Annotated in this window: 2 protein-coding genes; both read right to left on the bottom strand. The window is 69.5% G+C overall.

What is annotated here, in order from left to right:
* Window positions 1-8: 8 nt before the first annotated feature.
* Window positions 9-2,885, bottom strand: coding sequence for a hypothetical protein (locus ACFQSB_RS21815; RefSeq protein ID WP_380828709.1), 2,877 nt, complete (start codon window positions 2,883-2,885; stop codon window positions 9-11).
* 19 nt (window positions 2,886-2,904) lie between these two features.
* A complete protein-coding gene (locus tag ACFQSB_RS21810; RefSeq protein WP_380828708.1) occupies window positions 2,905-14,439 on the bottom strand; it encodes a Tc toxin subunit A-related protein in 11,535 nt (3,844 codons plus the stop codon).
* Between the last annotated feature and the right edge of the window lie 394 nt (window positions 14,440-14,833).

Below are 14,833 nucleotides of genomic sequence, written 5' to 3'. Positions count from 1 at the left end.
GGCCGATCTCATTTCTTCTTGGCAGGCGGACCTCCACGCCCGGCACCGGAGAAAGGCGGCACGATGGCGGGCGGCCCACCGGATCCACGCGAGGGCGGGCCCTGCGCTTGTATGTGCTGCTGCGGAGCCGGCATTGGCTTGCGCTGCACCGACGAGCCTTGCGGCGGCCCCGCATTGTTGATCCTGATGATCGCTCCCCTGCCCGCGTTGAACTGTGTCGTGCTCGCATTGAACAGATTGGGAGCCTGGTTGAACGTCGTGCCCGTGTGGAGCGACTTGGCAGGGGCGTTGAACTGCTTGGCGTCCGGATTGCCCTGGACGACGGGCGCGACGAACTGAGAAGTGACCGGAGTTTTCCCCATGGGGCCGTATCTCCGGGCGGTCGGCGTGACTTCGACCTTCTCCAGTTCCAGTTCGCCACCGCTGACCCAGAGTCTGCCTCCGAACCGGGGAGCATACTCCTTGAGATCGTCCATGGCCCATTTCGGCGGTTGGCTCTTGAAGACGTACTCGAGGTCGCGGCCGCGGTCCTTGTCCAGGACGTCGGCATATCCTTCGAGCTGCCGCCGGAACGTCTTCCTGGGTTTCTCATCCTTCTTGGGATTCGAATTGACATCATAGTACTTGTATTCACGGAAGCGCTTGACGAGCGTGCCGTCCTTCTCGACCTTGACGACTTCGAGGGAATCCGCCCTGCGATTTCCTTCGTATGGGTCCTCGACCTTGATCAGGGTGTAGCTCGACCGGGCTTCGAGTGTTTTGAAGACCTGATATTCATAGCCCATCTTGAAGGCTGGATTCGTCTCATTCATCCCTTTTATGACATCGCCCAGATTCGTTTTGCCATCCCCGATGCTGATTTCGAATCCGTCTTTTTGCAAGGCGCCCAACCAGTTCGTCGCCCATTGGGGCCCGAGCGGCGCGGGCCGTAGCGCCTTGAGATGGGCCCGAGTCGACTCGGCCAGCTCGACGCAGCCGTTGTTGAGATCCTGAAGAGAGTGCACCTTGCCGCCACCCACCAGCGCGATCATTCTGGCTCGCGCCGCGTCCCCCATTTTCGCCATGGGCCCCCCGGCGGCGGCTCTGATCGCCCCCATCAGCTTCGTGTATTGGGTCAGGCCGGTCCGCAGCGTGTCGGTTCCCTGCCAGAGACCGGCCCACAAGGCCTCGAAGGCGTCCTCCGGGAGCCGCCTGTTGTAGATCTGGCTCAGAGTCCGGCCGATCTCCTGCTTCAGGTTCGCCGTCTTCTGCGCCAGCGCGTCAGGCGCCAGATGCTCGGGCCCGATGGTGATCAGATGGGCGATGAGGAGCTCGACGATCTCTGGGGGTTCGGGGTCCGGCAGGTGCTCGACCGGTGGCGTGTTGAGCAGCGTCGTCTCGAATTTGGCGAGCGCGCCCGCTGTTTGGGCCCATAACCGTTGCCGGAATGGCGGAAGAGCCGCATTGCTCCCATTCAGCGCGCCGAGCGTTGTGTAGTGGCTCGACCGGCTACCGGCGAGCTTCGCCATCAGCCGCGTTATCTCCGGGCTCGGGCTCTGCGCCGCGACCGGCTGGGAGGTGACCGGCGGCACGGAGCCGGGCTCATCGGCGGGCGGCGTCTGTTGCGGCTCACCGGCCGGCGGCTCGTCACTCGGCCTGGCGACGGAATCGGCGCCCATCGCCTTGTTCTCAGGCACCTGCCCAGGGACATTCCTGGGCTGTCCATCGGCCTTGGCCGGCGATTTCTCCGAATCCGTCTGAGGGTCTTCGCCGGGGACCGATATGGGCGAGTCCAGGATATTGATTTCGTCAGCGGGTTTCTGAGCTTTGGCCGGATCAGTGAGGGTGGACAAGTCCAGCGGAGGGACGGGCGGAGGTCCTCCTGAGGCGACGTTGGTCACGGTGCGTTTGGTGACCGTAGGGCTGTTCCCGTCCTGGGCGACGGGCACCGGCTCAGGATCCTTGCGCCAGCCGGGTTCGACACGGTCCGCCTCGGCTTCGAGACCTTTCCTGAACTCGGCGTATTCGGCGTCATTCATTTTGGCCACACGTGCGCTTAACGCGTCGAGGTCGATCACCGTGCCATTCCAGAGAGTGACCAGCGATTCGGCCGGCTCCGGCGCCGGCTCCGGCACCTCGATCAAATGAAGGAGCCGCATGACGTCCTGGACCTTACGCGCCTTATCGGCGTCGGGCACCTCCTCGAGGTGGGCGTCGGCGCCCTCTTCCTGACCCTCGCCGTCCAGGTCCGGTTTCACCCGTGCGGGAAGCGGAGTGATCAGCGTGCGGAGAAGCACTTCGTCCGGGCCCGACAACGTACCAGGCGGCGCGTCCTGCAGGATGTTGCGGATTTTCGTCACGTACGCCGACTCGCCCGGCCGGGGTGACGGCAAGGACGGCGACTGCCGGGAATCAGACGGTGACGCATCGGTCGCGGCGACGTTCACCACGGTTCGCGCGGCGGGCTCAGCCTGGCCGGCACCGGGTTGCCGCGTGTTGTTCGAAACAGTGACGGAGGGCTGGGGAGGCGAGGTGTTGGACGCCTTTTGCTCCAGTAGCGCGAACATGGCGTCCGAGTAGTCCGAATAGTTGAGCTGCTTTTCCGTGACGTACCGTCTGACGAGCCTGTCGAATGGGCCGGTCTCTTTTTGGCCCTCTCGCAGCATCGCGAGGGCTTTGGCGAGCTCCGGCCATTCGATCGTCGCGGGCAGATTTTTCCATGCCTTCAGGTCACGCCCATCGCTCGCTTCACCGAGCAGGTCCGCGATTTCCTGCGCCGTTGGAATCGCGTGGCCGCCTGTTCTACGGGCGAGCATGTCCATGACCGATCGGCCGGCGTTGGCGGGCCTACCGTTGTTCGGCTTTTTGGGCGACTTCGGCGGGCTGGCGGTGGTTGTTCGCTTCATGGGCTTCGTCGGTCCCCTGTCAGTTGGCTCGGTAGCGGAGGGCGAGCTTGAGGCCGAGCAGGTCGGAGCGGTCGCCGGAGAAGGTCAGGCGGAGCGGGTCGGTGATGGACAGGCCGGGAGTGGGCACCAGGCGGCCGTCGGCGAGCGCGGTGCCGCCGAGTGAGAACCGGGCCGTGCCGGGCGCGGCGAGGTCGTAGGCGGCGTAGATCCCGGTGATCTGCGGGGTGTGCAGGTCGGGCAGCATGTCCTGGGTCACGCGGAGGGTGAGGGTGCCGGTGAACTCCGCCCACTCGTCGGGGAACTCGGCCGTCACGTCGATGAAGCGGGCCGTGTCGTACGGCTGGAGCAGGCCCTTGACGCTCGCGGCGAAGGTGTCGCCGCCGTTGTCGGCGTCGTACCTGAGGGTGATCTTGGCGTCGTACAGCTCGGCCGGGCGGTCGGCGGAGCGCAGGCCGGGCAGGGTGAGGCGCCAGGTGGAGACGGCGCCCGTGCCCTCGAAGGGCAGATAGCGGTCGTCGTCGTAACGCAGCTCGAACAGACCGTTGTTCTCGTAGCCCTCCGGCGGCTGCGACAGGGCGATCTCGCGCCCGGTCCGCCAGTCGCTCCGCACCGACGTGGGCGGGGCGCCGGTCGGCGTGAGCAGATATTGGACGGCCTTGGGGTCGGCGCTCAGCACGGTCTGGTGCGATACCTGGCTGAGCATGGCGTTGACCGGCAGGGCCGTGCCGTCCGTGCTGACGAAGGTGATCCCGAGGGTGCGGATCTGGCGGCGGTAGTGGCCGGGGAAGTCGTGGTCGAAGAACTCCTCACTTAGTGCGAACTGGCAGCTGCCCGTCCTACGCAGGGTGAGCAGCGCGACCGGGTCGAGTTCCAGCAGGGAGATCTGCCGGGTGATCTCCAGCCGCCTGGCGTTCTGCGCCGTGTAGGCCTGGCCCAGCCGGTCGAGGTCGAAGGCGAGCGACTGGCCGGCGAGCAGGCCCTTGCGCCGGGTGTCCCAGTGCGCCGACGTGATCACGGTGTCGGTCGCGCCGCGTTCGTACTGGTAGGCGCGTTCGGCGGCGCGGGCCGTGTCGACGGCCATGCCGTACGTCTGGAAATACAGCCCGGCGAGCCGGCCGGACATCCATTGGTAGAGGTCGGTGCTGGTGAACTTGTCGCGGAGGAACGCGTTCACCGTCTGCTGCCCGGCGATCTGCCGGTCGAGGATGACGAGCTCACGCTCGGCGATGGTGAGCTCGGCCTCGGCGGCCGTGATCTGGTGCTCGATCTGATCGGCTTCGCTCTGGGCGATGGCGAGCTGGAGCTGGTTGTCCTGCATGGACCTCTCCTGCTCGGCCCGTACGCCGAGGAGCTCCCCGAGGACCGACAGCCCCTCTCCGAGCGACTCGGCGACTTCGGCGGTGCTGTCCAGCGAGTCGCCGATCTCGTCGCCGCCGGCGGAGACGCCGAGGATGAACGGACCGATGTGGACCTCGGGAACGTCGTGCCCGATGGCGGCCGCGATCTTCAGGCCGCTGGAGGTCATGTGGGCGGCGGCCGCGGCGGCCATCATGGTGAGCTGGGCTCCCTGGAGCGCGGAGATGCCCGTCTCGATCTGGTGCTGATAGTAAGCGGCCCGTCCCCGGGCGCCGGCGAGCCCTGTGCGAAGCGCCGCGACGTTCTCGGTGGCCGCGGTGACCTGCGCCTGCTTGACCGCGCGGGTGAGGTCGAGCACGGCCGCCTCCTGCTGGTTCTGCAGCAGGCCGAGTGCCTCGGCGTCACACCGGTCCAGCGCGTCGAGCAGGCTCGAGCCGAGCTGGGTGGCGCGGTCGGTGAGCTCCTGCGCCCGCCGGTAGAGGTAGGCGAAGCGGTGCTGCGGGACCTCGGCGGTCGTGCTCGCCGTGAGCTCCGCCTGCCCGTTGGGCGCGACCGCACCGACGAGCACCATCGGGTCGATGGGCGGGGCGAACAGCGGCAGGGGCCGGCTGACGCCCATGATGTCCATCGAGGCCCTGATCTTGGTGAGCCGGTCGGCGACCAGATCCCAGTAACCGAGCAGCGTGCCGTTGACCGGCGCGTAGAAGTAGGCGTCGTTGACGCTCGCCTGCACCCGTGCCAGTTCGCCGAACAGCTCGTCCTCACCGGTGACCTGGTCGAGCTCGGCGAAGGTCAGGGTGGCCGGCAGCGGCAGCGGGCCGAGGTCTTCAGGGCGGCGGCCGAGCAGGTCGTAGGCGAAGATGTACAGCATCCTGGCTTCGTCGACGCTCTCCGGCGTGTACTGCCGATACAGCATGTCACCCCAGTCGAGCAGGTTGTCGATGTAGCCGGTGACGACGGCTCGCCGGTAGGCGACCGGCCGGAGCGCCGCTATCGCGTGCGGGTCGAACGGGTCGTCCCGGTACGCCTGCCGGAGGCTGACCCGGTCCCCGGTCACGTCGTAGACCCGGGGAAGGTCGGCGGCGATGGCGAGCTCCTCGTACGAGCCCAGCTCGGGCAGGGTGGCCAGGGCGGCGCGGTCCTTGTCGGTCAGGTCGGCGGTGCCGTTGAAGACCGGCGCGACCGATTCGAGCAGGGTGATCGCGTCGCTCAGCGCCGGATTGCCGTACGCACGGAGCGCGTCGGCCAGCGCGTCCGGGTCGGCGCCGAGGAACGGCAGGAACCGCCAGGGCTGGCCTGGCCGGGTCGGGTCGAAGATGAACTCATACCAGGCTCGCGCCTCCTCGAACCGCTGCGCGGCGTTGAGCGCCTGGGCGATCAGCAGCGGTGCGTGACAGAAGATCTCCCAGTAGTAGCAGCCGTTCGCGCTGGTGAAGTCCAGGTGCGAGCGTCCGGGCAGCCACTCGGGCTTGACCCGATTCAGGTGGACCCGAATCGTGGTCGCGTCGGAGATCTCGGTGTCGAACGCCGGCAGCTCGTCGGTCTCCTGCGTGGAGGTGTCGAGCAGCGCCGGCACTCCCCCGGCCAGCAGCCGCTGGTTCAGCTTGTACGCCGTGCTGGTGGTGAGCCGGACGATGTCGTGCGGCAGCTCGGTGAACTCGTACGGCCGGTCGATGGCGGCGCTCTTGGGATACACCGCGTATTGGGTGTCGTTGAAGAGGATGACGCCCGTCTTGGTCTCCATCGCCCCGGTGATCACTTCGGGCAGGTCGCCCCAGTTCCCGGCGATCGGCCGGAACACCCAGTCGCCCACCCTGGCGTACAGGTCGCCGCTGATCGCGAAGCCGCGGAAGACGGCGGTAAGCGCGCGGGGCAGGGTCTGCGGATAGCCCGCGTCGATCACGTCGGGGATGGTGACCACGCCGGGGATGGTGACCACGTCGGGGTCGGTCGCGTCGTGGACGAGGGTGTAGCGGATCAGCTTGGTGCCGCTCGTGAGATAGAGGAAATCGCCGTCGGCCCAGGCCGTGTCCACCGACGTCCAGCCTTCTGGGCTACGCTCGGCGGCCGGGAGCGCGACCTGGGCGCCCCCGAGCCTGAGGGCCATCGGGTTCGCCGCCGGGAACGCGATCGGGTGCCCCGGCCAGTTCGACCGCGAGCTCTCTGAGGGGTTGGCCAGCGGGTTGTCGCTCGGGCCGAACCCCCGCTCGGGTGCCTCGCCTGCGCCGGCGCGGAGCGCCGCGAGGGCGGCCTCGTTGACCGCCAATGGAACGCCTGGGCCGATCACCACACCGGTGATCGCCGGTGCGCCGAGCGTGTGGTCGACCACGGGGGTGTCGGAGTCGTCGGAGAGCACGGCGGCATCCAGCGCCGAGCCGGGCTCGGTCCGGCCCCATCGGCCGGAGATGGTCCGGCCTCCCTCAGCCGAGGTGGCCCCCGGGCCCATCCGGGTGAACCGGCCGCCCCGCGCGTTGGTGAAGAAGTAGCGCGTGCCGTCGGGCAGCTCGAATCCGGCGTTGATCCGGACCCACGAGGGCAGCCGCTCGGCGGCGGATCCCGTGGGCGGCCTGATCGGCAGCCACTCGGCCGGCTCGGGGGTGGGCATGATCGGCCGGCACAGGAAACTGCCGCCCTTGTGGTCGACGCTGAACCACGAGCCGTCGCCGAACCCGGCGGGCCGGTTGAACCAGACCACGGACTCGGGGTCGATGCCATCGGGCTCATCGAAGATCGTCGTCACGTCGCCGGTGGCCGGCGGCACCACGACCCCGTCGACCGGGACGGTGTACAGCTCGGGCGTGAGCGCGAACGAGCCTCCCCCGACCCCGACGGCGGTGATCGCGGTGTAGGAGACGACGATCGCCTGGTGGTCGGTCCCGGGCAGCCGGCCCGGCCGCACCGCGAGGGTGACGTCGAGGACCGGGTCCTGCCCGGCCGGGCCGGTGGTCAGCACCTGCGCCGGCACCCACTCCTGCGCCAGGTTCAGATACGAGAAGTAGATCTTGACCGCGCGTCGTACCGGAGCCGAGACCTGCTGGGTGTTGTCGCCCGACCTGACCGCGACGACGGTCGTGGTGCCCGACGTGTCCGGTGGCAGATCCTCGACGGCGGCCCAGAAGACGAAGACCCGGTCGAAGGCGCGCACGGGCTGGACTCGCTCGGCCCCGATCTTCACGTCGACCTTGAGCCAGGGGGTCCAGGTGGCCGACAGCTTGTCGCCGTCGCGGAAGGTGGCGTTGCGGTAGTAGTAGCGGCGCGGGGCGCTCCGGGTGCGGCCGAACAGGACCAGGCTGTGCGCCCCGTCTTCGGCCGCGTCCACGTAGCCGCCGGCGATGGCCAGCCGCGACACCTCGGTGTATTCGTCGAGGTAGCGCTTGTAGGCGCGCTGCGCGGTCTCGGAGGTGACGCCGCTTTGCAGCAGGTCGCTCTCCAGCTCGCGGAAGCCGGGCGTCTTGGTGTCGCGGAGCTCGGGCCGCAGGTAGTTCTCCGGGTTCAGGAAGACCTTCCGGTTGGCCTCCCACACCCGGTGGTTCTTCATCCACGACCACCAGCGCCGAAGGCGCGCCCGCCGCGCCGGGTCGGCGAGGCCGGGGGCCTCCTCCAGGTCCAGCATGCAGCGGTGCAGATAGAGCTGGACGGCCGCGATGGCCTCACGAATCCGTGAGGTGGTGCCCTGGCCGCCCATGTCGACGTCGATCAGCAGCTGGTCGAACAGGTCGGTGGAGTCGCGCAGCTCGGGCGCCTTGGCGAGGACCGCGGACAGCAGGGCGTCCCGCTTGAGCGTGCCGCGGTCGTCCCCCTCCAGACCTGGGAGCCGCGACGGCGGCACAGCGGCCCGCCGGGCGAGCGCGAACAGCTCGCGAGCCGCGAGCACGAAGCCCATGTCCGACTCGGAGGGCAGGGTCCGCTGCACCCACATCAGCTCGGCCGCGTCCCAGCCGAACAGGGCCGCCATCGTCTTGTACGGATCCTCGTCCTCGGCGACCAGGGCGGCGGCGATCGCCGGGCCGAGGGCAGCGAATCCGACGATCGTGAAAAGGTCGGCCAGCCGGTAGTCCGGGCCGTCGGCGAAGCCTTGGGCGATCGTGCGGATCAGCCCGGCGTCGCTGACGTACTGGTCGCCCTTGACCAGATAGAGCCGGTCATACAGGGTGAACGCGGCGTCGACGCCGGACTCGAAGAGTCCCGGCACCGCGCCCCAGTCGTCCTTGATCGTGCGGGGGAAGCCGGGGTCCGCCACGCCTACGCCGCCGTCCTCCACCTCGGAGTAGCGGACGTACTGATCGCCGCGGAAGGCGAACACCTCTCCCTCGACGGCCACCACGGCGTCGAGCCCGCCGTCGAACGCATTGCGCACCTTGCCCCACACGGGAGCCGGTGTGCCGGGAGCGTCGGCGCGCAGGTAGGCGCCGCCCGCGAACAGGTGGATGCCGCCCGTGGCGGAGGCGAAGCCGGCGTCCACCCCGTCGCGGAAGGCCTCGGGCAGAGCCGGGACACCGAGGTCGAGGGCGAGGGAGGTCGCGACGTCACGCGGGTAACCCTCGTCCTGACGGGCGTACGCGCCGCCGGTGTAGCGGGTGTACAGCCCTCCGGACAGCAGATAGGTCCGCTCGCCGACGATCAGGGCGGCGTTGAGCGGCCCGTCGAGCGTGCGGGTCCGCCCGGCGAGATTCTCGTACGTGGCCTCCAGCGTGCGGGAGACGATGTGGCAGCGGCCGCCCATGAACAGGTAGAGGCTGCGCTGGTCGGTCACCGCCGCGTCGACGGTCGTGAGGGCGTCCTCGAAGGACTCCGGCAGCCCGGGAAACTCGGCCCGGAAATGTCTTGACATGGGCATGGGGTAGCCGGGGTCGGCGTAGACGTACTCGTCGGTGGAGTAGCGGGCGTAGCGGTCCCCGCTGATCAGGTAGGTGCGGCCCTCCCAGGTGAAGGCCGCGTCCACGCGCCCGATGGCCTCCCCGGCGCGGGTGGTCAGCGGCCCGAAGGCGCCGTCGGCGTAGCGGCGGTACTGCTCGCCGGAGTAGAAGTACGCCGCCCCGTCGGCCCCGGCGTACGCGGTGGTGATGGTGCCCTCGAAGCCCCGCCACAGCAGGCCGATCGGCCGCGGCGGCGAGCCGTCGGGCAGCCGGTAGGTCTGCCCGGACAGCAGCACCAGCGTGTCGCCCACCGGGAGGACCGCGAGCGGTATCTCGCCGGTCCCCCAGTATCCGGCGTCGGCGGCCTGCGGATAGCCGGAGTCGGGCTCGGCGTAGTCGGCGCCCGAGTAGACGACGTAGCGCATGAACCCGTCGGCGTCCGGCCGCTCGAACAGATAGGTGGCGTCCTGCCAGACGTACGCGATGGCGACGCTGGTCAGCCCGCCCCACGCTTCGGCGATGCCGCGCGGCCTCGCGTCGTGGTCGTCGGTGAAGTGGTCGCCGCTGAAGAAGTACGTCCTGCCGTCGCGGCCGGTGAACGCGGCCTCGACCGCGCCGAGCGCGCGCGGCCTGCCCCAGGCCTCGGCGATCGGATACGCCCGGTCGACCAGCGTGTCATAGCAGGCGTCGCCCTTGAACAGATACGTCACACCGTCCGTGCCGGACAGGACCGCGTCGAGCCCGCTGCGGAACGACTCGGGGGCCTCACGCAGCACCCGCGGCCGGGCGGGCCCGGTCACCACGGCCGGTCCCTCGATCGAGCCCTGCCGGCGCCAGCCGCCCTTCCCTTCGACGACCAGCCGGCCGTCCTCGATGAAGGCGCAGGTCACGTCGGACACCTCGACCGTACGGCAGAGCACGTCGGAGACCACGTGGCAGGCGTCGCCGCGGAAGAGGTGGACGTTGCCGCGATCGGCGAAGGCGGCGTCCACGCCGTCCAGGTCGGCGGTCAGGTGGGTCAGGCGCGGCTCGGTCCGCAGCGCCGGCAGCGGGCGCGGGTAGCCGAGGTGGGCGGTCGTGCCGGTGTAGCGGATGTACTGGTCGCCCGAGAAGAGCAGGACGTCGCCGTCGAGCGCGAGCGCCGCGTCCACCCGCCCGGTGCGGGTCAGGTTGTTGCGCGCACGCCCCCAGAATCCGGAGACCGGGGCCGGGTAGCCGTCGTCGACCTGGCTGTAGTCGGCGGTGGCGTAACGCACGTATTGCGGGCCGTAGAAGACGTAGGTGCGCCCGTCACGGCCGGTGAACGCGGCGTCCACCGCCTTGAACGGCAGACTGTCCCACTGCCCGGCCAGTGTCCTCGGCGCCGACCACCAGCGCCGCCGCGCGTCGAACTCGATGAACGCGCCGCCGTGGAACAGGAAGGTCCGCCCGGCGGCGTCGGTGAACACCGCGTCCACCGTGGGTCCGAAGCCGTCGGGCAGGTTCCACCAGTTGCCCGGCAGCGGCTGCGGGTAGCCCTCGTCCGGTTTGGTGTAATCGCTTGTGGAGTAGCGCACGAACTGGCCGCCGCCGAACAGGTAGGTCTCGCCGTCCAGCACGAAACCGGCGTCCACGCTGGTCAGGCCGCCCCAGTCCGAGGCGATGGAGCGTGGGTAGCCGAGGTCGGCCCGGGAGTAGTCGGCGGTGGAGTAGCGGATGTAGGTGGCGCCGCCGAACAGGTAGGTCCGGCCGTCGAGCCCGACGAAGGCGGCGTCGACCGTGCCGCCGGGGAAGGCCGCCGGCATGGCGCCCCACCGCTGCGTGGTCGGCACGACCTGCGCGTCCTCGGTCAGGGCGATCGTGCGGCCGTCCTTGAACAGGTGGACCACGCCGTCGGCGTCGGAGAAGACCGCGTCGAGGTCGCTCTCGAACTCGGCGGGGACGCCGGGGAACCGCGTCTCGATCCGGACCGGGAAGCCCTCGTCGGCGTGCGCCCCGTCGGTCTCCAGGCTCGCGGTGTGCCGTACGACCCGGTCGCCGCGGAACACGTACACGCCCGTCTTGTCGGCGAACGCGGCGTCCAGCCGCCCGTCGAAGCCCGCGTCGTCGGGCTGCGTCCAGAACTCCTCCTCCGCCGTGAAGGAGTGGAATTCGCCGTCGCGCCCGAAGAAGCCCGGCTCAGAGAGACCGGACACGCCGAAATCGGCGGCGGGCCGCGGGAAGCCCTCGTCCACCGCGCTGAAGTCGGTGGTCGAGTAGCGGACGTACTGATCGCCGCAGAACAGATAGGTCCGGCCCTCGTCGTCGACGAGCGCGGCCGTGATCTTCCCACCGCCCGCGAACGCGTCGCGGATCCGGCCCCACACCTGGTCATGGGCGATCCACCGCCCGCTCCCCGGCTGCCGCACGTACGCCCGGGAGCCGCTCACCAGCCAGTCGGCCCCGCTCGGATGCCGGAACGCGGCGTCGACCTTCGTCAGACCGGCCGCGAGCGCGGCCGTCTGCGCGCTGTCCACCAGCAGGCGATCCTGGAACCGCCAGTAGCGGTCCCCGGCGAACACGTACACATGCCCGTCCGAGCTCTCCAGCACGGCGTCGATCACTGTGGGCCCGCCCGCGGGCAGCGACAGCGGCTCGGGATAGCGGGCGACGAGCCGTAGGTCGTCGAAGGCCAGCGCGACCGCGGTCGCGTCGAGGCTGAGCTTGGCGGCGAGACGCGCGAACGCTGCGATCCTCCGATAAGCGAGCGTCGGCGGCTCGAGCAGGTCGGTCAGCTCGGCGCCGACGCCGGCACAGATGGCGTCGATCACCGGGCCGGGAATGCCGAAGGCGTCCTCGGCGGCCGACGACAGCGCGGCCGCCGAGGCCTGCCTCCGCGCGCCGAGAGTGGTCTCGATCTCCGTCATGGCCGCCCGTGTCTCGAGCGCGACCGCGTGCAGCTGCGCGAACGCCTCGGTGCTGAAGTCCGCCGCGCCGGTCAGGGCGAACTCGAGGACGCTGTTCGGCTCGCAGAAGAACGTCAGCCGGTCTTCGGGCACGGCCAGTCCCTCGTCCAGGTCGCCGGCGTCGATCATCCCGCCGAGGATCGCGCCGGCCTGCGCCTCGTCCAGCCCCAACGCGGACAAGGAGTCGCGGTCGAACCGGTAGGGCCGCTGCTCCTCCACGATGGCCCGCAGCCGCTCCGCGGCGACCACGTCGTCCCCGTCGATCTGGCCGGCGGCGATGATCTGCCGCGCGACCGCGAGGTCGGCGATCTCGGAGAAGGCCTCGGGCGGGAAGACGCACATCCCCTCCCACAGGCCGATGATCTGGGCCTTCATCGCCTCCAGGACCTGCTCCTTGTACGGCTCGAACTGCGAGGCGATGGCGAAGTCGGCCGGCTCCAGCTCGGCCAGGGCGTCCTTGTCGCGGTAGTGCCCGTCGCCGTTGATGTAGCCGTTGAACCGGAGGTTCTCGAGCAGGCCCGGCACGTCGAATTCCAGCTCGATCGCCAGCGGCTCCTTCAGGTAGTCGTCGGCGCGGGTCCGCATCAGGGCGATGACGTCGTGGATGAGGTCGTCGAGGTCGACGTCGAGGTCGTCGATCTCGGCGTTCAGGATCGTGCCGTCGGAGGCGATGTACGCGTTGTAGATCAGGTTGTCGTACAGCTCGGCGCGCTGCTTGTCCGACAGCCCCGTCAGCCCGGCGAGATCCGACGGGTAGCACATGTCCACCAGGTCGCCGAGGAGCTCAGCCACCTTGTCGTGGTAGGGGGAGAAGTCGGTGGCCAGCTCCGTGGGAACCTCGGCGAGCTCGCCGTCGGCCGACAGGGAGCCGCGCAGCACGAGGTTGGTGAAGATCTTGGTGGCCAGGCCGTCGCCCAGCCCGAGCCCGACGAAGTCGGCAGCCGTGACCTGCGCCATTCCCGTCACAGCGCCGTACGCACCGGTCTGCCGCAGGGCGTCCCAGATGGCGCGCGAGGCGCGGTCACTGAACCGCTGGGAGACGAACATCCCCGGCCCCGGCGCGACCGTCGCGAGCTGCGCGGCCAGCGCCGCGGCCAGGTCGGCCTCGCCTTCTGCGGGCTCACCCGAAGCTTCAGCCGGGTCCTTTGCCGGGCCTCCGGCGAAGGCGGCCAGGTCCTGAGCGGACAGTCCGCCGTCACGTGCCCGGCGTACGGCCAGCGGCAGCGCCTGGGCCAGCCACAGTCCTGATCCGGGGTCCGGCGCGGCCAGGATCATCCGGCAGTCGTTCATCGTGCGTGTGGTCGCGAACGGGACCGTGATCGATCCGTCGATGACCGTCAGCAGGTCGAACAGCTCGTCCGCGGTCAGCCTCACCGCTGTCATCAGGCGGGCCGCGCGGTGGAGCGCCGACAGCGCGATCTCGCCGGTCACGACCTCGCCGAAGCGGGCCCGCAGCCGGTCGACCTCAGCTGGGCTCAGGCCGAGGGCCTCGGCCACGGTGACGGCGGCGAACGTACGGACCTCCAGGTCGGCCGGCATCGGCGCGGCCAGGCTCACGGTGACGTCGATGGGCAGGCTGAGCGAGCGGCTGACGTGCACGACCGCGGCCAGCACGCCGAGCGCGGCGGCGTCGAGGCGGCTCTGGCAGCAGGCGATCAGCACGAGGTCGAGGTCGGGGAAGGAAAGACCGGTGCGGCGGGCCAGCCGTACGAACCGGTTGACCCGGTCCAGCCAGGCGGCGAGGGCGGCGCCCTCGGGAAGGACGAGCGTGCCGTCCTGGACGGCGACCTGGCCGACGAAGCGGGCGGCCAGCAGTTCATCCAGCTCGATCTCCGACAGCGCCACCGTGCGGCGGAACCGCTCCACCGGCGCGAGGTCGCTGAGCTGCTCGTCCTGCCCCTGCTCGGTCCTGCCGAGATCGAAGGACCTCCGGAGATCGGCCTCCCCCTGATGGGCCACCGACACCACGGCCGCCACCTCGGGCGACAGCCCGAGGAACTCCGCCGCGAGCGGCCCCGGCTCGGCTCCGAGCAGCCGCGGCAGCTCGTCCCTGCCGATCCCTCGCTCGCGCAGGAACGTTCCAAGGCGTTCGTAGGCGAGGTTGAACGGCTTGTCGAAGGGGAAGGCCATCGTCCGCATCTGCTCGTAGGGGTTCTCGCCGACCAGACGCTCGAGGATCTCGACCACGATGTCCACGTACGGCAGCTCGGTGGTGGTGTGCTCGGCGTCGAGCGGGATCTGCTGAATGTCATGACGGCGCTGGAGCAGCGTCGCGTCGCCGACCTCCTCTTCGAGTAACCGCAGCAGATCGGCCAGATACGCCGCGGGAGAGGTCACCGAACGGGCCTCGTCTCCAGGGCGGAAATCCAGATTCCCGAACAGCAGCTGGTAATTGGGCAGGCTGTCGCCGACACGCATGGGTGACCTCCGGACTGCGGAATGAGGGCGCACGTCATCACGGTGGCACGCGAAAACCGCATGCCACCGCGAGCAAAGGGATGGGAATCGACATCCGGACGCGAGAGACCGACGGCTTTCGGGACCGCGAAAGCCGTGACGCAGCGCATGGAGATTCGGAAGCGCAGATCCCCAGACGCTGAGGAGCCGCCTCGAATAGGCGCGGCCGACGTAAGCCAGGTCCCCCGAAGAACGCCGGCTCAATGCACTGCCCGACCCCCGTCGCGGCACTCCAGCACCGCTCTAGGACAGGCAGAAGCCAGAATGCAACGGCGACATACCTAACGTCAATGTACTACAGGTATGTAATTTGGTGATCTTTCCTTGGCCTGGCCGAGACCTGCCTCGCGCCGTC

It is taken from the genome of Sphaerisporangium rhizosphaerae, from assembly GCF_042665155.1.
GTDB lineage: Bacteria > Actinomycetota > Actinomycetes > Streptosporangiales > Streptosporangiaceae > Sphaerisporangium > Sphaerisporangium rhizosphaerae.
The sequence above is the reverse complement of the archived record's forward strand: the minus strand, read 5'-3'. Positions and strand labels throughout refer to the sequence as shown.